Genomic DNA, 17,144 nt, shown 5'->3' with positions numbered 1-17,144 from the left:
ACCAAAATCAGGAGAGAGAAAATGCCTATAGAATCCGTGAATAAAATCAGCCTGATCGCCACGGCGGCCGCAATTGGCCTCGCCGTAGAGATCATCGGCAGCACCCTGCCGGCGCTGTCATTCGTCAGCCAGGCCGAAGCGCGTATCGGTCAGCCCTGGACGCCCCGCAGTGCCGCAGGCGTTGCGCGGCGGACCACAGCATGGCGCGTGCTGAGACACACCACGGCTTGGGTCGCCACACTGCCGACAGGCTGCGTGCGCACCAAGGTCAACGGCTTCGATGTCTGGCGTTGCGGCGGCACATATTACCGTGCCTATCAGGGCCGCTATATCGTGGTGGTCGTCGATTGACCGGCCTCGGACGTGGTCTCGCCGAGGGCGAGTCTGACGCCTTCCGCAAGGTGCTCGGCGTCGACCTTGTTCTCGAACGGCACGCCGCGCAGAGCATAGTCGATCGGCGAAAACGGATCGCCCTCCTCGATGAGGGCGATCTGCCGCCGCGCCCGCTCCATGTCGCCTATCTGGGCATAGCAGGCCGCCAGCCTGGTGCGTATCCAGGGTGCCGGACGCGTGGCTAACTCCAGCGCCTCCGCCGCCTGCCGGTATTCGCCCATCATGTAGAGCGCCAGAGCCCGGTCAAACTGGTACCAGTGCGGGTGCAAGGGATCGATGCGGATGCCGCGCGCCAGCCACGTCAGTGCATCGAGCGGCCGGCCGCGCATGGTGAGCAGCATGCCCATCTGCTCGATGCAGTCGGCATCGTAGGGATTGAGCTGCAGCGCGATGCGCATGTGATGCTCGGCCGCCTCATGGTCGCGCATATACAGCCTGATCAATGACTGCACACGGTGGCCGGTCGGCTGGTCCGGCGACAACGCCAGGCCCTTGTCGGCGAGATCGCGCGCATTTTCCAGCACTGCGTCGCTGGCGCGCCCGAATTCTCCATCCAGCGCCCGCGTCAGAGCGAGATAAGTGTAGGCCAGTCCATAGTTCGGATCCTTGGCGATTGCCGCCTCGAACATTGCCTCCGCACCTTTCTGGTCGGTCTGGGCTGGATCGCGCAACAGCGCAAAGCCGCGCAAAGCCAGTTCATAGGCGGCAAGGCTGGTGACCGGCTTGCGCGATGCCTGTTGCAGCCCTGCATTGGTGACTCGCGTGACCAGCCTGCCGACGATCTGCTCAACGACCTCATGCTCGATCGCAAACAGGCCTGTGCCCTGCGACTGGTAGCGGTCGCCCCAGAGTTGGCTCGCAGTCGCGATATCGACCAGGTTCACGGCCGTTATCACTTGCTCGCCTTGGCGTCGCAGCGATCCTTCGACAAGATAATCGGCGCCGATGCGGGCGCGGATTTGAGACCACTCGTCGCGTCCGAAGGAGGCGAACGAAAAACTCGAATTGCGGGCGAGCACCGTGACCGTCCCAAAGCGCGCCAACCCGTTGATGATATCCTCGGCAAAGCCGTCGACCACCGCCTCGTCGGCCGGATCACCGCTGTCGTTGCGAAAGCGTATCACGGCCACGACCGGCTGCGCCCCGATCTCCGGCGCAGTCTCGGCTTCGGCGGCGAGCATATAGCCGCGCTTGGATACTGTGCGCACCATGTCATCGCCGAGCACCTTGCGGATTTCGCGGATCGACTGGGTCAGCGAATCCTCGGTGACGTAGACACCCGGCCATACGACATCCATCAGTTCCGATTTCGGAACGACGCGGCCCATGTTGCGGGCAAGGTGCGAAAGCATCGCGTAGGCCTTCGGGCGCAGGAACAGCGGCTCGTTGACGCCACGCAACGTTCCCCTGTCTAGGTCGAGAGTGTATCCGCCGAACCGGAAAAGCTGACCGGCAGTCGCCGTCGTCATTGGGACCCCTCCCCGGACACTGCACATCATGCCGCGTCGAACCCACATCAACGCGGCACGGGATTTGGTGCATTATTGCCCAGTGCGCAATTTCGATCAAACTGGCCGCTTGGAGAGACAGCAAGATGATCTGGCCAACGCGGGAAGGAACTCGATGAATCCGACGGAAAAAGCGCTGTGGTTCGTCGAGAGCCATCTGCCCGAGGCGGTCTCGCTCGACGATATCGCCCAAAGCAGTGGCGTGTCGCGCTTTCATGTGACGCGGGCTTTCGGGGCCGCCACCGGCCGCTCGGTGATGGGCTACATGCGCGCACGCCGGCTGACCGAAGCGGCGCGCAAGCTGGCCGGCGGGGCGCCCGACATCCTCTCGCTCGCGCTCGACGCCGGCTACAACTCGCATGAGGCTTTCACCCGCGCCTTCCGCGACCAGTTCGGCACCACGCCGGAACTGGTGCGCGCGCGACGCACGCTCGACAACCTCGATCTCGTGGAGCCGATCCTGATGGACCAGTCCTTCCTTCCCAACCTCGAACCGCCACGCTTCGAAACCAGCCGGCCGTTCCTGATCGCCGGCCTCGGCGAACGCTACAGCTGCGAAACCAGCGCCGCCATTCCCATGCAGTGGCAACGCTTCGGCCCCTATATCGGCAACATTCCGGGCGAGACCGGCGACGTCGCCTACGGCGTCTGCGTCAACGGCGACGATGCCGGCAATTTCGACTACATCGCCGGCGTCGAAGTGTCGGATTTTTCCGACCTGCCGAAGGAGCTCAGCCGGGTACGCGTGCCAGCGCAAAAATATGCCGTCTTTGCCCATCGCGAGCACATCTCGACCATCCGCCGGACCGTCAACACGATCTGGAACAAATGGCTGCCGGCCTCCGGCCACGAGATTGCGGATGCTCCCGAATTCGAGCGCTATGGCCCCGAATTCGATCCGCGCAGCGGCAATGGCGGGCTGGAGATCTGGATACCGGTCAAGGCGTAGTCGTTCATCCCATCGGCAGAGCGGGCCATCGCTCGGCGATCCTGCCGCCGGAAAACACCGCGATCGATCCGAACTGCTGCAGCACCGCCTCGCTCTGCGTCGGGCGCAGGAAGGCGTAGACGCCGGGCCTTGCGGTCGCGTCAGCCGGCAGACCCATGAATTGCTGGTTCGAGGAGAGGCCGAGCGGGCCGTTCGTCTTCATGCCTTCGGGAAAGACCGGCTCGGCCATCCACTTGCCGCCATAGAGATAGCAGCCCTTGCGCGGAAAGCGGCCGAGCGCCTGCAGCAGGCGGGTGACGGCCGGCGGGCCGGGCAGCTTCGGCTCTACCACTTTCAGGATCGGCGTCGCGATAAAGGCCGCCGGCTGGAAGCCTTCGAGGCCGGGCGTATCGAAATCGCTCGGCAGCGCAAAGGCCGAGCCCATCGACACCTCGTTGGCGGCGCTGCGATGGTGTAGCAGCGCGGTCTTGCTGCCGCCGATGTTGAGGATGCGGCGCTGGTCGGCGCCGAGGCACGCGACGAAGGCGGTGGCCCGTTCCGAAGCTTTCGCCAACGCCTTGGCCGGCCCGCCGAACAGGCCGGGGATGAGCGGCGCATGCGCCTCGTAAGCCATGACGCCTTCGCAATGCAGCCGTTGATGAGCCGGGAGCGCGCTTAATGCCTTCGACAAGGCCTCCGGGCTGGCAAAGCCGCCGCGATGCAGCCCGACATCGATCTCGAAGGCGATACGCAGCTCGACGCCGAGTTCGTCCGCGAGTGCGCCATACTCGGCCAGCCTCTCCTGGGTATCGATCAGCCAGCAGACACGCGACCAGTCGGCGTCCCCTTTCACCAGTGCCGCCCTTGCCGCTTCGACCGGCATCGGCTTGCCATAAAGCAGATCGGCATCTGGAAATGCCTTCAACACCGCTCCGCTGATCGGCGGATGGAAAGTCATGAATCGATTGGTGCCTAGAGCCTTGCCGATGTGCGACAGCAGCGGCAGGCAAGCGAGCGACTTGTCGACCAGCCGCACGGCAAGGCCGGCGTCAAGCCTCTCTTTCACCAGGGCAATGTTGCGGTCCAGCCGATCGCGATCAACCAGCAGGCAGGGCTGGAAGATACCGGCTTGCTTCAACGCGTCCGAAAGAGCGACGAAATAGGCGCTCATTGGTCGATGCCGAACAGGTCGGCCATGTATGGCGAGATGAGTCGGTTTTGCGGGTCGATGTCGCGGCGGACCGCCATGGCATCGTCCCAGCGCGGATAGAGCTTTTTCAAGTCCGCCGCCTTCAGGCTGTGCATCTTGCCCCAATGCGGCCTGCCGCCATACCTGCGGAAGATCGGCTCGGCCGCCCGCATGAACGGCAGTGGATCGCTCGCCGCGTCATGATGGATGGCGATCGAGCAGGTCAGCCTGTTGTGGAATGGCGAGAGCCAGAACTGGTCCGGTGCGACGGAGCGGACCTCCATCGGGAAATAGACCTCGGGAAAACGCTGTTCCGTCAGTTCGATGATCTCGGCCAGCGCCTTCGGCCCCTCCTCGAACGGCAGATGATATTCCATCTCGTTGAACTTGGTCTGCCGGTCGCTGGCATAGACGTTGAGCCAGTCCTGCACATAGTCCTCGGCAGGCACTTTCGCGACGGCGCCGCGGATCAGCCGGCGGCGGAGCGACGGCAGCCAGGCGAGCCCGGTGCGCAGCCGGCGCAGCGTCCTCAACCCGCCCTCGTCATCCTCGGTCGGGCGCGTGGTGGTCGCCGCAGTGCTAAAATCGCTGGCGATGAACTGCGCATAGCCGGAAAACGGAATGTAGTAGAATTCGGCCGAACGATGCGCGGCCATTATCGTTTCGAAATCGCGCAGCATGTCGGCGATCGGCAGCACCCATTTGCGGCGGCGCAGCCGGTAGGTCGCAATGTTGTTCAGCGTCACCTCGGTCATCACGCCGAAGGCGCCAAGCGCGACGCCGACCGCATGGATCATCTCCTGATCCCCTGCCCGCTTGAAGTCGCGGAGTTTGCCAAGCCCGTCGACGAACTGCACCGTTTCAAGCTGCGTGTGGTAGGCACCGAGCGTCGGTCCAGAGCCATGCGTAGCGGTGCCGAGCGCGCCACCGATCGCCTGGCGGTCGATGTCGCCCATATTGGGCAGGCCCTGGCCGATGCCTTGCAGGATGTGCATGAGCGGGCCGAGCCGGGTTCCTGCCCGCACGCTTGCCTGATGTTTTTCGACGTCGTGCGAGACTAGCCCTTCCAGTCTCTCCAAGGACAGGATCGTCCCCTCGGATTTCACCAGCGGCGTAAAGGAATGGCCGGCTCCGACGACGCGGACCGGACCGGGTGCGGTGCGAACGAGATCACCGAGTTCGCCAGCGTCAGTTGGGGTGGCAATCAGCTGCGGTTCAGCGCTGACGTAGCCGGACCAGTTGCTCCAGGTGTTCGACATGTTGCCTCCTCAGGCAACGGCGCGGCGACGCCGGGACACAAGGATGAACAGGCCAAGCAGCGCCGCGCTGGCAATGGCGCTGGTGGCGGCGAATTCCGGCACGGGGCGAAAATCCTTGCCGTCGATGAGCAGCGACGCCGCGACCGGCCCGATCGCCAGGCCAAAAAGCTGCGCAGCCGGCACCAGCAGCACGGCGGTGCGCGTCTCATCGGCGGTGATCGCCAGCCGTATCTGGTAGGGCACGATGAACAAGAGGATGAAACCCATGACCAAGGCGGCAACCCAGAATGTGATGAGGTCAGGTCCGCTGGCGAGGACCAGGGAACTGACAAACGCGACGGCGCCGATCGCGGCGATGGCAAGGCGGTAATCGATGCGCGCCTCGAACACGGTCGCTGTCATCGCGCCCAGGACCTGAACCGCGAGGCTGGCCGAGACGATCAGGCCGACGGTGCGGCCATCGATGCCGTATTGTGCGCCAAGCGGCTCCAGAAAGGCCCACACCGCGCCGAAGAACATGAAGTAGCAGAAGACCGACAGCAGCGCGGTCATCGAAGGGACCGTCAGCACATTGGCCAGATTCTCTTCCTTGGGCAGATCGGCATAGTCACTGGGAACGGTGAAGGCGATCGCCACCGAGGCAACGCAGACGACGGCGAGAACGATGAAGCCGCCCGCCGACCCAGCTGCCGGGATGACATAGAGCGCCAGCATTAGGGCAAGCGCGCATTGCGCCAGCGTTTGCATGGTGACGAAATACCCGCCGATGCGCTCGGCCCGCCGCGAGCGGGCAATGAGTTCGGTGGCGACCGCCACCAGGCCGCCCTCGGCTAGGCCTGCCAGGGCGCGAGCCGCAATCAGCATGTTGGCGCCGGCGGCATAGGCCGTCCAAACATTCGCCAGTGCCAACAGGAGCAGGAGGGCCGCACTTTTCCAGTGCATGTTGTGGGCCGAAAGCAGCATCGCCACGATTGCCGAGCCGATGGCAATGGCGATCATCTCGGCGGTGGCGACCAGCGCCAGCTCATCGCCGCTGACATGGCCCTCGGTGAAAAGGGCGCCGAGCAGCACCGGTTGCAGTCCGAGAATGAGCAGGCCGACCGAACCGATCCACAAGGCCGAGGCGAGCTGCCTGCCGGTGGGATTGCCGACCAGCCAGTCGCCGCTTCCGGTGTGCCCGGTATCTGTCGAAGTCAAAGGCGCCTCCCAACGTCCTTGCCGTGCGGCAAAAAAACTGACAACCTGTCAGCATTTCAGAAGCTGATACTTGATCATATTTTTTGTCAATCAGAATTTGGAAACTCGTGCGAAAGACCCGTGCATGATGGAAGCAACGCGAACAGCCACCGAACCCAGGCGCAAACCCAAGCAGGAGCGCAGCCGCGAGCGCATTGACGCGATCCTGTCGACAACCATGCGGCTGATCGGCGAAAAGGGCATCGACGCCGTGACAATGAAGGAGGTCGGCATGCTGGCGGGCGGACCGATCGCCACCGTCTACCATTACTTCCCCAACAAGTCGGCGATCCTGGCAATGCTCTACGAGCGGTTTTCCGAGGTCAGCCGCACGCGGCTGACAGCGATCATCAGCGACATCCGCGAGGCCAAGGACGTGATCGTGGCGGCCGACCGGCTGCTTGACGACTATCACAGCCGTGTCGCCGGCGATCCGGCCATCCAGGATTTGCAGAACGCCATCCAAGCCGACAAGGCGCTCAAGAATCTCGACATCGCCGAAACCCGGCATCAAGCCAAGATGTTCTGCGACCGCGTCAGTCCCCTGCTCGCCCCCGAGAAGCGCGAGCAGTTCGAACGCATCGTTCTGCTGATCTTCCAGCTAGCCGGTGGTGTGGTGCGCCTGGCACTTGCCGAGGGCGAAGCGGAAAGTCGGCAAACCATCGAGGATTACCGGTCGATCATCCACACTCAGTTGCGGCTCTTTCTCTAGCCGCCGCCTCATGCGAATTTCGCGTGTTTCGACAGCGTGTCGCGCCTTGACTCTGGCAGGCCGGCGGCCTATTTCAGCGCCACGTTAGCACTCGCCATTGGTGAGTGCTAACCATATGTCCGGCGTCGCCGGACGGAGGAACTGTTCTCACCGTTCTCATCGAGGAAGAAAAAATGGCAAAGTCGAAGTTCCGCCCGCTTCATGACCGCGTGGTCGTTCGCCGGGTCGAATCCGAATCCAAGACCGCCGGCGGGATCATCATCCCCGATACGGCAAAGGAAAAGCCGCAGGAAGGCGAGATCATCGCTGTCGGCTCCGGCGCTCGTGACGAAGCCGGCAAGCTCGTTCCGCTGGACGTCAAGGCCGGCGACCGCATCCTGTTCGGCAAGTGGTCGGGCACCGAAGTCAAGCTCAATGGCGAAGACCTTCTGATCATGAAGGAATCCGACATCATGGGCATCATCGGCTGATATCAGCACTTTCCGTCAACTGAATTCCCGGGCTCAATCCAAGCCCTTGCCAGGAGTTAAAAATGGCTGCCAAAGACGTAAAATTCTCCCGTGATGCCCGCGAGCGCATGCTGCGCGGCGTCAACATCCTCGCCGACGCGGTGAAGGTCACGCTCGGCCCCAAGGGCCGCAACGTCGTCATCGACAAGTCGTTCGGCGCCCCGCGTATCACCAAGGACGGCGTCACCGTCGCCAAGGAAATCGAGCTCGAGGACAAGTTCGAAAACATGGGCGCGCAGATGGTCCGCGAAGTTGCTTCGAAGACCAACGACATTGCCGGCGACGGCACCACGACCGCGACCGTTCTGGCGCAGTCGATCGTCCAGGAAGGCCACAAGTCGGTTGCCGCCGGCATGAACCCGATGGACCTGAAGCGCGGCATCGATCTGGCCGTGACCGAAGTCGTCGCGGCGCTTGGCAAGGCTGCCAAGAAGATCAAGACCTCCGAGGAAGTTGCCCAGGTCGGCACGATCTCGGCCAATGGCGACGAGTCGGTCGGCAAGATGATCGCGGAAGCGATGCAGAAGGTCGGCAACGAGGGCGTCATCACGGTCGAGGAAGCCAAGACCGCCGAGACCGAACTCGAAGTCGTCGAAGGCATGCAGTTCGACCGCGGCTACCTCAGCCCCTACTTCGTCACCAACGCCGACAAGATGGTTGCCGAGCTCGAGGACGTCTACATCCTCCTGCACGAGAAGAAGCTCTCCAACCTTCAGGCCATGCTGCCGGTTCTCGAAGCCGTCGTGCAGACCTCGAAGCCGCTGCTCATCATCTCGGAAGACGTCGAAGGCGAGGCTCTGGCCACGCTGGTCGTCAACAAGCTGCGTGGCGGCCTGAAGATCGCCGCCGTCAAGGCGCCGGGCTTCGGTGATCGCCGCAAGGCCATGCTGGAAGACATCGCCATCCTCACCGGTGGCCAGGTCATTTCGGAAGACCTCGGCATCAAGCTCGAGAACGTCGGCCTCAACATGCTCGGCCGCGCCAAGAAGGTGTCGATCTCCAAGGAGAACACCACCATCGTCGACGGCGCCGGCAAGAAGGCCGAGATCCAGGGCCGCGTTGCCCAGATCAAGCAGCAGATCGAAGAGACCACCTCGGACTACGACAAGGAGAAGCTGCAGGAACGTCTCGCGAAGCTCGCGGGCGGCGTTGCGGTGATCCGCGTCGGCGGTGCGACGGAAGTCGAAGTCAAGGAAAAGAAGGACCGCGTCGATGACGCCCTCAACGCGACCCGCGCGGCCGTGGAAGAAGGCATCGTTGCAGGCGGCGGCGTCGCCCTGCTGCGCGCTTCGGCCAACATCAAGGCCACCGGCGCCAATGCCGACCAGGCCGCTGGCATCAACATCGTTCGTCGTGCGCTGCAGGCTCCGGCCCGCCAGATCGCGGCCAACGCCGGTGCGGAAGCATCGATCGTTGCCGGCAAGATCCTTGAGAACAAGGGCGCGACCTTCGGTTACAACGCCCAGACCGGCGAGTATGGCGACATGATCGCCATGGGTATCGTCGATCCGGTCAAGGTCGTGCGCACGGCTCTCCAGGACGCGGCTTCGGTCGCCGGCCTGCTCGTCACCACCGAAGCCATGATCGCGGAGGCTCCGAAGAAGGAGTCGGCTGGCGGCGGCATGCCTGGCGGCATGGGCGGCGGCGGCATGGGCGGCATGGGCGGCATGGACTTCTAAAAAGTCCATAAAGCACGCCCATGAATCCAAGTTGCTCAAGCCCGCAAGCGGGCTTGAGTGGCGGCATGGATTTCTAATCCAGCCCCTACCAGCCTTCAGATGCGGAAAGGGCGCCGAAAGGCGCCCTTTCTGTTTGCGTGTACCTTAAATCGTCGCGCCTCGACTGGCCTCAGACTGCGGCATCCGCGCGTCGCCGTGCCTCTCCAGCCAGCACCGCGCCTTCAATCAGTGCCGCGACTTCGTCCGCGACCGCCTGCAGCGGGGCGCGGTCGCGGGTGGCGCGCGCGATCACCATCAGCCCTTCCAGCGACGATTCGACCAGCAGCGCCAAAGCATGCGCGCGGCGCTCGGGCACCCCTGCCCTGACGAAGGCCTCTCGCAGCAAGCCGATCCATTGCTCGAAGGCCGATCGGCACAATTCGGCCAGCTCCGGCACATCGGTCGGCGAATCCAGCACCACGGGTGCGATCGGGCAGCCGAGCGTGAATTGGTTCTCCTCGAGCATGTGTCCGACCTCCTGGTAGATGTGGTGGACGGCCACTGCCGGATCCTGCTCGGCGGCCAATGCCGCGCCCAGCCTTTGCGTCACCTTGTCGACGCTATCACGCGTCACCTCGATGATCAGTTGGTCCTTGCCGCCGGGAAAGTGGAAGTAGAGCGAGCCGCGCGGCGCACCGCTGGCGCTCAAAATGTCGTTGAGCGAGGTGCCGTGATAGCCGCGCTGCCTGAGCAGCAGTGCCGTCGTCTCGAGTATGCGGGTGCGGGTGCCGTTGGCCATGTCAACCTCTGTCAGTAGCAATCATTATAGGCCTTGCATCAAATATGACAATCGGTCTACATAATATGTAGATCAGTCTACATATTGGGAAGATCGACATGAACACCTATCGTCTTGAAGGATCCGGCGGGACGGCATGCCTGGTGATGCGCGACGAAGCGCGCCCGGAGCCGAAACCGCATGAGATCGTGGTGCGCGTTCGCGCCACCTCGCTCAACCGACGCGACACGATGATCCTCAACGGCACCTATCCGCTGACGCCGCGCCAGGGCGTCGTTCCCCTGAGCGACGGGGCTGGCGAGATCGTCGCCATCGGCGATGCCGTGACCCGCTTTGCCGTTGGCGATCGCGTCACCGGCAGTTATTTCGCCCGCTGGGTCGACGGCCGTATCAACGCCGGGCTCATCGACCAGCTCGGCTGCACGCTGGACGGCATGTTGGCCGAATATGCCGTTCTCGACGAGCAATGGGCTGCGCGCCTGCCAGATCATCTTGACTGGCATGAGGCAGCAACGCTGACCTGCGCCGGCCTGACCGCCTGGAATGCGGTGACCGGCGCCGGAATTCCGAAGCCTGGCCAGTGGGTTCTGGTCATAGGCTCGGGCGGCGTCTCGCTGTTTGCGCTACAGTTCGCGAAGCTGCTCGGCTGCCGCGTCGTCGCCGTCACCTCACGTGGCGAGAAGGCCGAGAGGCTGCGGATGCTGGGCGCCGACCTTGTGATCTCGACTTCGGAGATGCCCGAATGGGGTGCGACTGTCCGCGACCAGACAGGCGGCATCGACCTCGTTGTCGAAACCGGCGGCCCGGCGACATTCGCGCAATCGCTGATCGCCAGCACGCTCTACGGGCACATCGTGCTGCTGACGCTGCAGGACCAGCAAGGCAGGTCAATCGAGATGCCGGCAGCGCTCTACCAGCGTAGCCTCGCCACCATCAGCCGCCTGTTCGTCGGCAGCCGGACCAATCTCGAAGCCATGCTGCGCGCTGTCTCACATCACCGGCTGCGGTCCGTCATCGACAAGGTCTTTGCCTTCACCGAAGCCGGTGATGCGTACCGCTATTTCCAGCAGGGCGACGTCTTCGGAAAAGTGGTCGTCGACGGCGCCTGACCCATCCATTTCTCGGAACCAAGGAGTGCAGACAATGACAATTCGTGAAGCTTCGGCCGAGTGGCAAGGCACGCTGAAGGAAGGCTCAGGACGGCTACGGCTCGGCAGCGGTGTGTTCGAAGGCGCTTATTCCTTTCCGTCGCGTTTCGAAAACGGTCCGGGCACGAACCCGGAGGAACTGATCGCGGCAGCGCATGCCGGCTGCTTCTCGATGGCTTTGAGCGCCATACTGGGCGGCGCCAAGTACATCCCGACAAGCATCAACACGATCGCCAAGGTGCATCTCGGCGCAACCGCTGCCGGGCCGACGATCACCCGCATCGAAATTGAGACCCAAGCCGAGATCCCCGGCATTGCCCCGGACGAGTTCCAGAACCTTTCGGAAACGGCGAAAGCGGCATGCCTTGTGTCGCGCGCCCTGGCCGGGGTGGCAACCATCACGCTCAAAGCCGAGCTCGTCGCGACCGCCGCCACGCAACAATGAAATCAGGAGGATGATATGAAACAGGACAGCATCGTGACCGTTCATCCAGACGAACAGTCCAGGCAGACAGCTGAAATCATGCAGCGCTTCAACGACGTGTTCCAGCTTCATGATCCGTCGGCACTGCCAGGCCTGGTCGCCGAACACTGCGTGATCGAAAACACCGTGCCGGCACCGGACGGCGCCCGTCATGTCGGTCGGGAGGCGTGCGTCCAGCTGTGGTCGACGATCGCCACCCAGCCCGGCACGCGATTCGACCTCGAGGAGACATTCATTGCGGGCGAACGGGCGACGATCCGTTGGCGCTATTGGCTCGCCGATGGCAACTCCATCCGCGGCGTCAATCTGATGCGCGTCGAGGGCGGGCTGATCGTCGAAGCGATGGGGTACGTCAAGGGATAGCCGCCCTTGGCCACTCGGCGCTAGCGATCTGCCAACGCCAGTTTTGCGCCGAGCATGACAAAGGCGCCGGCGAAGGTCCGGCGCATCCAGGTCAGCACCATCGGCCGCGACACGACATGGCTGCGGATCGAGGCGGCGAAGATGCCGTAGCCGACGAAAACAACGAAGGTCAAAAGCATGAAGACGGAGCTGAGCTCCAGCATCTTCGACAGCGCATTGGGTTCGGTGGTGCTGACGAATTGCGGCAGGAAGGCGAAGAAGAAGATCGACAGTTTCGGATTGAGCACGTTGACGAGGACGCCGGTCGCAATCACCTTGCCGGCCGAGCGCGGCGTCACATCCTGCTCGACGCTCAGGCCACCCTTCTCCTTCAGCGTGTTCCAGGCCATATAGAGCAGATAGGCGACGCCGAGATATTTCAGCGTCTCGAAGGCAACCGCGCTGGTGTGCAGCAGCGCCGCAAGGCCGGTGATGGCGGCCGCCATGTGCGGAATGATGCCGAGCGTACAGCCGAAGGCGGCGATGATCGAGGCGCGCGCGCCACGCGAAAGGCCGGCGCTCAGCGTGTAGAGAACACCGGTGCCGGGCGAAGCCACGACGATCAGCGACGTCAACAGAAATTCGATGCTCACGGTGGTTTCCTCCGGCGCCTTGCCCTGTCGCAGCGTAGCCAGCAAGGAGGTTGCACACAAGCCGCCGGCAGTCGGCGCCGGTGCGTGTCGTCCAAAAGCGCGCAGCGGTTTTGCGACAACCCGCGCGAAAAAAGGACTTTAAGACGTCGGTAATCCGTGCGCGCGGCGCGCCATCAGGCAATCGTCGTCGCCCGGCATGCAGGCGCGGCAGACATCCGGGCGAACTTCGTAGATGCCGCAAGCGGTCGACTTGCCGATCTGGCCGGAGAGCGCTGAGCAGCGCACGCCCTCGCAGCGCATGCCGGACAAATTGGCTGCCACATATTTTTCCGGGATGCGGTCGAGATGGGCGTCATCTTCGGTGGAAAAGCGCGGCCACTCCGCCGAATAGGAACAGCAGGCGCCGCAGCTCTGGCAGTTGAAGACAGGGCCGGTGCTGCGTTGCGACGACGAAAGACTTGCAGCGGCCGCGAAGGCGAACAGTCCCGGCTCGGCAGGGTTGTGATCGGCGTCTTGCGGCAAGGTGTTATTTCTTCTTGCCTGTCTTGCCCTTTGGCGCATCCACCGGCGACTTGAACAGATCGGTCGCGGCTTCGCCGGCTTTCGGCGCCGCAACCGGCTTGGCCGATTTTGCAGCAGCTGGCGTTGCAGGCTGGTCCTTGGCGGAGAATTTTATGGCCATGTCAGTCCTCGTCGGCGAAACGCGATGATGGAGCGCGCGGATTGCGCAAGCGGCCGATCAGCGCCGAAACCGCCGTGATGTTCATTTCCTCGGGCGACCAGTTCTTCACCGCCTCGATGTGGTGGGACGCCAGTTCGCGATGCGTGCTGCCGCTGTAGGCGGCATCCTGATAAGTCACCCGCTCATGCGTCTTGGTGTCTTCGCGGACATACTCGATTAGGTAGTTCGGGCACTCAGCCCGGCCACGCACGCCGACGCGCACCTGGGCGTCGCCATGGGCACGCTTGCAGCGTTCGAGTTTTTCCAGCACGCGCCGGACATATTCGACCGGCTTGTCGAGGCCTTCGACCATGTCGGCAATGGTCGCATCGGTCGCGATCGGCGTAGGCGGGACGCGCTTGGTGGCCATCAGCGTTTTCCGACTCGTTTCGGCAAAGCGGCGAGAGCCGCGGCCGCGGCCATCTCATCGGCCTCCTTCTCCAGGCGCTGTTCGCGTAGCCGCGCGGTCTTGGCTTCCCGCGCCTCGCTGACGGCATCGCGCTCGGAAATGATGCGGTTGAGTGACATCGACTGGGTCTGCGTCTTGCTGAACAGGGACACGGCCTGATCAGGGGCTGTCTTCGAATTGGCGGTCAAAATCTTTCTCCTGTCAGGAGCTGGTGCAGACATGGCGAGACCGGGTCTTCGGTCAGGACCACGCACAAAGCAATACGGCAGCGGATTCAAATTGCTGGAGCGTCCCTTAGCACGTTCAGGCCGACGCGCAGTGCACTTTCGGCGGCAAGACGCGCAAAATGAAAAAGGCCAGGCACCGCCTGACCTCCCCATGAGAGCGCCGCGCATCCAATGGATGCAAGGCAACGCCCTTCACATGCGCATGCCGTACAAACTCAAGTCTCCGCGGCCAAGCGCCCGAATTCGCCGTTCACCGGTGCCAGTACATCCGTGGTCACCGGGAAGGCTGAATTCTGTTTTCAGGCCGCCTTCAACTGGTCGGCGGACATCTTGCCCGACTTGTTGTCGCGGACCATCTCGTAGCCGAGCTTCTGGCCCTCGACGATGTCGCGCATGCCGGCGCGCTCTACGGCCGAGATGTGGACAAAAACGTCGGCCGAGCCGTCGTCAGGCTGAATAAAACCAAAACCCTTGGTGGCGTTGAACCATTTAACTGTGCCGGTGCTCATGACGAACCCTTTCCATGGCAAATATTCGTTAATCGCGGTGCGAATGCACAACGATTTTTGTCTCGATTTTTGATGGGGAAGTTCGTCAAAGGCGCGCATGCGTGCGCGGATAACAAAAGTCGGTCAAACAAATATCGACCAAATTCTTGTAGGCTTCTTTTTGCGCCGTGTCAATTTCTGGTTTAGCCGCCATCGAGATCAGGCGCAAAGTTGTCCGGCGAGAAGGAAACGAAACGTCGCCGCTCCAAAAAACCGCAACCTGCCGGGAACCAGATCGGCGCCGGTGCATTTTAGCTGTGTCGTCAGCAGTTCATGAGAGCAATCGAAGGAAAGGTTGACGGCAAAAGACGCCTCCCGCGCGATAAAAGGCGCGAGGGGCGTTTTTTGTTTTTGCCCTCACATCACGGCGGTCATCATCGGCAGGATCTCGTATCGAAAGCCCAACCCGGAACGAACCGTCGGGTCCGCCTCGGTCAGCGCCCGGACGGCGGCCTCATCGACGGCACGTACGATACCGAGCCCCCAGGGACCGGCAGGATCTGCGACCGGCCCAAACAGGATGACACCCCCCTCACCCAATTTGCCGCGCAGATAGTCAGAGTGCTGCTTCATCAGTGTTTTTTCTGCATCGGTCAGGGTGAAGGCAAAGTCGGGCCGGGGCGGGATCAGCCGGCAGTGGAACACGCCTTGCGGCTTGCTGCCGGCTTCATCGGTGAGGAAAGTTGTCAGCCAGCCGAGCACGCGCTCCCAGCCGGAGGCGTGATCGCGGCATGCACCTTGACGGACGCCAAACCCTTCATGGCGTAAGGTCAGCCGCGTTCCGGCACCCACCGCCTCGAGCATGTAGGTCACGGTGGTGACGTTGTCGCCGTCCCATGGCGCTTTCCACGTCAGCACCAGAAGGTGCGGCGGCTCCACCCTGAGATACTCGCCCTGGACATGAAAGTCCTGGCCGTCGGCCCCCTTGCCTTCCGATCGCCACGCCCCGCCCGGCCGTAAGTCGGCGGTATGTCTCGTCGTCCGGTAGAGTTCGTCCGACCCCCACCAGAGCGGTATCTGGTCGTCCGCCGTCAACGCGCGAAACACTCGCTCGGGCGGCACCGCGATCGTTACCGTGGCGAGAATCGTGCCCGCCGACACATCGGCGATAGCGCGCGGTCTGTCGTTGTTGGCCATCATTCATTCTCCAGGTAGGATTTCAGGTTGCCGAGGCTCGCTTGCCAGAAATCGCGATATGGCAAGATCCAGTCGGCCACGTCCTTCAACTCCGCCGGTTCCAGCCGGTAGAGCCGCTCGCGGCCATACTTCTGTTCGGAGACTACCCGGAGCTCGCGCAGGACCCTGAGATGCTTGGAGATCGCTGGCCGGCTCTGCGAAAAGGCCGAGGCAAGTTCGTTGACCGGCGCCGGTCCCTGCCGCAAGCGGTCGAGGATCGCGCGCCGCGTCGGATCGGCAATGGCGCGGAAAACGGAACGGTCGGGGTCAGCCTGCGGCATAATACGTATCCATTTGGTTACGTATTATGCCGAATTGCCGTTCCGGTCAATTCCCGTTCGCAGCCGATTCCGGACGCATGTGGAGCCTGCCTCACTCCAAGCCAGACACGCTTGGCGTTGCCGCCGACATCCGCAAGGGTCATGCCCACTGGCCGCAGGAAGAGCCGGGTTGGGAGATAATCGCGGAAGGGGTAGCCGACTTCATCGACCAGCACCGGCCGGCACCCCTTAGCATCGCCTGAAACCATATTTTGCGGTTGCGCGGCTCGAACCCGCGTGCCAGGTCAGTCCTGTTCGTGCGGACCGGGCTCGGGCCAGGTTTCCTTGGCGGCCTCCGCGTACCAGTGACGCATTGCTGGCGTTGAAAGCACCGCATCGACATAGGCTCTGGTGTCGGGCGCCAGCGTGCCGCCATAAGTGTCGAAGCGGGTGACGATCGGCGCATACATGGCGTCAGCCGCGGTGAAGTGGCCGAACAGGAACGGGCCGCCCTTGCCTTGTCCTTCCCGGCACTCGCGCCACAGGGCCTCGATGCGCTCCCGCTGCGCCTCGCCCTCGGCGTCGAGAGGCTTGTGGCCTTTCGTGCGACGCAAATTCATCGGCCAGCCATAGCGGACCTCGCGAAAACCGGAATGCATTTCGGTCGCCACGGAGCGCGCCAGCGCACGGGCGCCGATATCGGCCGGCCAGAGATTTTTCTCGGGAAACAGGTCGGCAAGATATTCAAGGATGGCAAGAGTTTCCCAGATGATCCTGCCATTGTGATTCAAGACCGGCACCAGCCCGGTCGGCGAAATCTTGCCGAGATTGGCCGCGGTCTCGGGCGTGCGCAGCCGCACGAACCCCTCCTCGAACGGAATCTCCAGATGCTTCATCGCCACCCAGGGCCGAAGCGACCATGAGGAGAAGCACTTGTTGCCGATATAGAGTGTGAATTCAGCCATTTTTCTCCCCGAGCGCACGA

General features: G+C 63.0%; 23 protein-coding genes. 9 read left to right on the top strand and 14 right to left on the bottom strand.

The features are described from left to right. Positions 1-21: 21 nt before the first annotated feature. A complete protein-coding gene (locus AC1DYW_RS12815) occupies positions 22-351 on the top strand; it encodes a hypothetical protein (protein ID WP_095086719.1) in 330 nt (109 codons plus the stop codon). Here the strand turns inward: AC1DYW_RS12815 and AC1DYW_RS12810 are convergent. Beyond that, positions 327-1,862 carry a winged helix-turn-helix domain-containing tetratricopeptide repeat protein gene (locus AC1DYW_RS12810; protein WP_477226364.1) on the bottom strand — a complete coding sequence of 512 codons (1,536 nt, stop codon included), beginning with the start codon at positions 1,860-1,862 and terminating at the stop codon, positions 327-329. The two genes, AC1DYW_RS12815 and AC1DYW_RS12810, sit on opposite strands and share 25 nt — an antisense overlap. 154 nt (positions 1,863-2,016) lie before the next feature. Here AC1DYW_RS12810 and AC1DYW_RS12805 point away from each other — a divergent pair, with 154 nt between their 5' ends. After that, entirely contained in the window at positions 2,017-2,850 is an 834-nt protein-coding gene (locus AC1DYW_RS12805; protein WP_477226363.1) for a GyrI-like domain-containing protein, read from the top strand. Positions 2,851-2,854: 4 nt separating this feature from the next. On the opposite strand, the gene AC1DYW_RS12800 is transcribed toward AC1DYW_RS12805, so the two are convergent. Genes AC1DYW_RS12800 through AC1DYW_RS12790 form a run of 3 tightly spaced genes read right to left on the bottom strand, consistent with a single transcriptional unit; the run spans position 2,855 to position 6,474 of the window. After that, positions 2,855-4,000 (bottom strand): DSD1 family PLP-dependent enzyme, encoded by a 1,146-nt coding sequence (locus AC1DYW_RS12800; RefSeq protein WP_477226362.1) that lies wholly within the window; start codon positions 3,998-4,000, stop codon positions 2,855-2,857. Then, positions 3,997-5,277: a D-arabinono-1,4-lactone oxidase gene (locus tag AC1DYW_RS12795; protein ID WP_477226361.1), complete on the bottom strand. Its 1,281-nt coding sequence runs from the start codon at positions 5,275-5,277 to the stop codon at positions 3,997-3,999. The genes AC1DYW_RS12800 and AC1DYW_RS12795 overlap by 4 nt, the downstream gene beginning before the upstream one ends. 9 nt (positions 5,278-5,286) lie before the next feature. Beyond that, positions 5,287-6,474, bottom strand: coding sequence for an MFS transporter (locus AC1DYW_RS12790; protein ID WP_477226360.1), 1,188 nt, complete (start codon positions 6,472-6,474; stop codon positions 5,287-5,289). Positions 6,475-6,598: 124 nt separating this feature from the next. Between AC1DYW_RS12790 and AC1DYW_RS12785 the strand changes: the two genes are divergently transcribed. The 3 genes from AC1DYW_RS12785 to groL all read left to right on the top strand — a co-directional run bounded on the left by AC1DYW_RS12785 (position 6,599) and on the right by groL (position 9,413). Further along, the gene (locus tag AC1DYW_RS12785; protein ID WP_095086073.1) at positions 6,599-7,225 is read left to right on the top strand and encodes a TetR/AcrR family transcriptional regulator; all 627 of its coding nucleotides are present in this window, start codon (positions 6,599-6,601) and stop codon (positions 7,223-7,225) included. A 173-nt stretch (positions 7,226-7,398) separates the two neighbouring features. After that, positions 7,399-7,695 carry a co-chaperone GroES gene (gene groES, locus AC1DYW_RS12780; RefSeq protein WP_006203049.1) on the top strand — a complete coding sequence of 99 codons (297 nt, stop codon included), beginning with the start codon at positions 7,399-7,401 and terminating at the stop codon, positions 7,693-7,695. A 62-nt stretch (positions 7,696-7,757) separates the two neighbouring features. After that, positions 7,758-9,413, top strand: a complete 1,656-nt coding sequence (groL, locus tag AC1DYW_RS12775) for a chaperonin GroEL (protein ID WP_095086076.1) — start codon at positions 7,758-7,760, stop codon at positions 9,411-9,413. A 169-nt stretch (positions 9,414-9,582) separates the two neighbouring features. Here the strand turns inward: groL and AC1DYW_RS12770 are convergent, their stop codons facing one another. Further along, positions 9,583-10,191, bottom strand: a complete 609-nt coding sequence (locus tag AC1DYW_RS12770; protein ID WP_477226359.1) for a TetR/AcrR family transcriptional regulator — start codon at positions 10,189-10,191, stop codon at positions 9,583-9,585. Positions 10,192-10,289: 98 nt separating this feature from the next. On the opposite strand from AC1DYW_RS12770, the gene AC1DYW_RS12765 reads away from it, so the two are divergent. Genes AC1DYW_RS12765 through AC1DYW_RS12755 form a run of 3 tightly spaced genes read left to right on the top strand, consistent with a single transcriptional unit; the run spans position 10,290 to position 12,186 of the window. Continuing rightward, on the top strand, positions 10,290-11,300 hold the full coding sequence (locus AC1DYW_RS12765; RefSeq protein ID WP_477226358.1) for a zinc-dependent alcohol dehydrogenase family protein: 1,011 nt from the start codon (positions 10,290-10,292) through the stop codon (positions 11,298-11,300). A 34-nt stretch (positions 11,301-11,334) separates the two neighbouring features. Further along, positions 11,335-11,784 (top strand): OsmC family protein, encoded by a 450-nt coding sequence (locus AC1DYW_RS12760; protein WP_477226357.1) that lies wholly within the window; start codon positions 11,335-11,337, stop codon positions 11,782-11,784. A gap of 15 nt (positions 11,785-11,799) precedes the next feature. Continuing rightward, on the top strand, positions 11,800-12,186 hold the full coding sequence (locus AC1DYW_RS12755) for a nuclear transport factor 2 family protein (RefSeq protein ID WP_477226356.1): 387 nt from the start codon (positions 11,800-11,802) through the stop codon (positions 12,184-12,186). Positions 12,187-12,206: 20 nt separating this feature from the next. Here AC1DYW_RS12755 and AC1DYW_RS12750 read toward each other — a convergent pair whose 3' ends face one another. From AC1DYW_RS12750 to AC1DYW_RS12715, 8 genes are all read right to left on the bottom strand, one after another. Further along, a complete protein-coding gene (locus tag AC1DYW_RS12750; RefSeq protein WP_457150662.1) occupies positions 12,207-12,818 on the bottom strand; it encodes a LysE family translocator in 612 nt (203 codons plus the stop codon). A 138-nt stretch (positions 12,819-12,956) separates the two neighbouring features. Then, the gene (locus tag AC1DYW_RS12745; RefSeq protein ID WP_477226355.1) at positions 12,957-13,340 is read right to left on the bottom strand and encodes a YkgJ family cysteine cluster protein; all 384 of its coding nucleotides are present in this window, start codon (positions 13,338-13,340) and stop codon (positions 12,957-12,959) included. A 4-nt stretch (positions 13,341-13,344) separates the two neighbouring features. Next, on the bottom strand, positions 13,345-13,500 hold the full coding sequence (locus AC1DYW_RS12740) for a hypothetical protein (protein ID WP_477226354.1): 156 nt from the start codon (positions 13,498-13,500) through the stop codon (positions 13,345-13,347). Position 13,501: 1 nt separating this feature from the next. Further along, positions 13,502-13,909 (bottom strand): hypothetical protein, encoded by a 408-nt coding sequence (locus tag AC1DYW_RS12735; protein ID WP_184871061.1) that lies wholly within the window; start codon positions 13,907-13,909, stop codon positions 13,502-13,504. Beyond that, complete coding sequence (locus AC1DYW_RS12730) at positions 13,909-14,136, bottom strand: hypothetical protein (protein WP_095086096.1); 228 nt, start codon at positions 14,134-14,136, stop codon at positions 13,909-13,911. Before AC1DYW_RS12730 ends, AC1DYW_RS12735 begins: the two co-directional genes overlap by 1 nt. A 338-nt stretch (positions 14,137-14,474) precedes the next feature. Further along, positions 14,475-14,684, bottom strand: coding sequence for a cold-shock protein (locus AC1DYW_RS12725; RefSeq protein ID WP_010915421.1), 210 nt, complete (start codon positions 14,682-14,684; stop codon positions 14,475-14,477). 396 nt (positions 14,685-15,080) lie between these two features. After that, complete coding sequence (locus tag AC1DYW_RS12720) at positions 15,081-15,863, bottom strand: SRPBCC domain-containing protein (protein ID WP_477226353.1); 783 nt, start codon at positions 15,861-15,863, stop codon at positions 15,081-15,083. Then, entirely contained in the window at positions 15,860-16,180 is a 321-nt protein-coding gene (locus AC1DYW_RS12715) for an ArsR/SmtB family transcription factor (protein ID WP_095086102.1), read from the bottom strand. The genes AC1DYW_RS12720 and AC1DYW_RS12715 overlap by 4 nt, the downstream gene beginning before the upstream one ends. Before the next feature lie 77 nt (positions 16,181-16,257). On the opposite strand from AC1DYW_RS12715, the gene AC1DYW_RS12710 reads away from it, so the two are divergent. Further along, positions 16,258-16,422, top strand: a complete 165-nt coding sequence (locus AC1DYW_RS12710) for a hypothetical protein (RefSeq protein WP_477226352.1) — start codon at positions 16,258-16,260, stop codon at positions 16,420-16,422. A gap of 42 nt (positions 16,423-16,464) precedes the next feature. Here AC1DYW_RS12710 and AC1DYW_RS12705 read toward each other — a convergent pair whose 3' ends face one another. Then, the gene (locus tag AC1DYW_RS12705; protein WP_477226351.1) at positions 16,465-17,124 is read right to left on the bottom strand and encodes a glutathione S-transferase family protein; all 660 of its coding nucleotides are present in this window, start codon (positions 17,122-17,124) and stop codon (positions 16,465-16,467) included. Positions 17,125-17,144: the final 20 nt, after the last annotated feature.

The organism is Mesorhizobium sp. P2_D5 (genome assembly GCF_056404355.1).
Note: the sequence above shows the minus strand (reverse complement) of the source record. Positions and strands in the feature narration are given on the sequence as shown.

Excerpts from the sequence above, each read along its gene's own strand:
- AC1DYW_RS12815 (WP_095086719.1), top strand. The coding sequence starts at position 22 with ATGCCTATAGAATCCGTGAATAAAATCAGCCTGATCGCCACGGCGGCC.
- AC1DYW_RS12810 (WP_477226364.1), bottom strand. The coding sequence starts at position 1,862 with ATGACGACGGCGACTGCCGGTCAGCTTTTCCGGTTCGGCGGATACACT.
- AC1DYW_RS12805 (WP_477226363.1), top strand. The coding sequence starts at position 2,017 with ATGAATCCGACGGAAAAAGCGCTGTGGTTCGTCGAGAGCCATCTGCCC.
- AC1DYW_RS12800 (WP_477226362.1), bottom strand. The coding sequence starts at position 4,000 with ATGAGCGCCTATTTCGTCGCTCTTTCGGACGCGTTGAAGCAAGCCGGT.
- AC1DYW_RS12795 (WP_477226361.1), bottom strand. The coding sequence starts at position 5,277 with ATGTCGAACACCTGGAGCAACTGGTCCGGCTACGTCAGCGCTGAACCG.
- AC1DYW_RS12785 (WP_095086073.1), top strand. The coding sequence starts at position 6,599 with ATGATGGAAGCAACGCGAACAGCCACCGAACCCAGGCGCAAACCCAAG.
- groES (WP_006203049.1), top strand. The coding sequence starts at position 7,399 with ATGGCAAAGTCGAAGTTCCGCCCGCTTCATGACCGCGTGGTCGTTCGC.
- groL (WP_095086076.1), top strand. The coding sequence starts at position 7,758 with ATGGCTGCCAAAGACGTAAAATTCTCCCGTGATGCCCGCGAGCGCATG.
- AC1DYW_RS12770 (WP_477226359.1), bottom strand. The coding sequence starts at position 10,191 with ATGGCCAACGGCACCCGCACCCGCATACTCGAGACGACGGCACTGCTG.
- AC1DYW_RS12765 (WP_477226358.1), top strand. The coding sequence starts at position 10,290 with ATGAACACCTATCGTCTTGAAGGATCCGGCGGGACGGCATGCCTGGTG.
- AC1DYW_RS12760 (WP_477226357.1), top strand. The coding sequence starts at position 11,335 with ATGACAATTCGTGAAGCTTCGGCCGAGTGGCAAGGCACGCTGAAGGAA.
- AC1DYW_RS12755 (WP_477226356.1), top strand. The coding sequence starts at position 11,800 with ATGAAACAGGACAGCATCGTGACCGTTCATCCAGACGAACAGTCCAGG.
- AC1DYW_RS12740 (WP_477226354.1), bottom strand. The coding sequence starts at position 13,500 with ATGGCCATAAAATTCTCCGCCAAGGACCAGCCTGCAACGCCAGCTGCT.
- AC1DYW_RS12735 (WP_184871061.1), bottom strand. The coding sequence starts at position 13,909 with ATGGCCACCAAGCGCGTCCCGCCTACGCCGATCGCGACCGATGCGACC.
- AC1DYW_RS12725 (WP_010915421.1), bottom strand. The coding sequence starts at position 14,684 with ATGAGCACCGGCACAGTTAAATGGTTCAACGCCACCAAGGGTTTTGGT.
- AC1DYW_RS12720 (WP_477226353.1), bottom strand. The coding sequence starts at position 15,863 with ATGATGGCCAACAACGACAGACCGCGCGCTATCGCCGATGTGTCGGCG.
- AC1DYW_RS12715 (WP_095086102.1), bottom strand. The coding sequence starts at position 16,180 with ATGCCGCAGGCTGACCCCGACCGTTCCGTTTTCCGCGCCATTGCCGAT.
- AC1DYW_RS12710 (WP_477226352.1), top strand. The coding sequence starts at position 16,258 with ATGTGGAGCCTGCCTCACTCCAAGCCAGACACGCTTGGCGTTGCCGCC.
- AC1DYW_RS12705 (WP_477226351.1), bottom strand. The coding sequence starts at position 17,124 with ATGGCTGAATTCACACTCTATATCGGCAACAAGTGCTTCTCCTCATGG.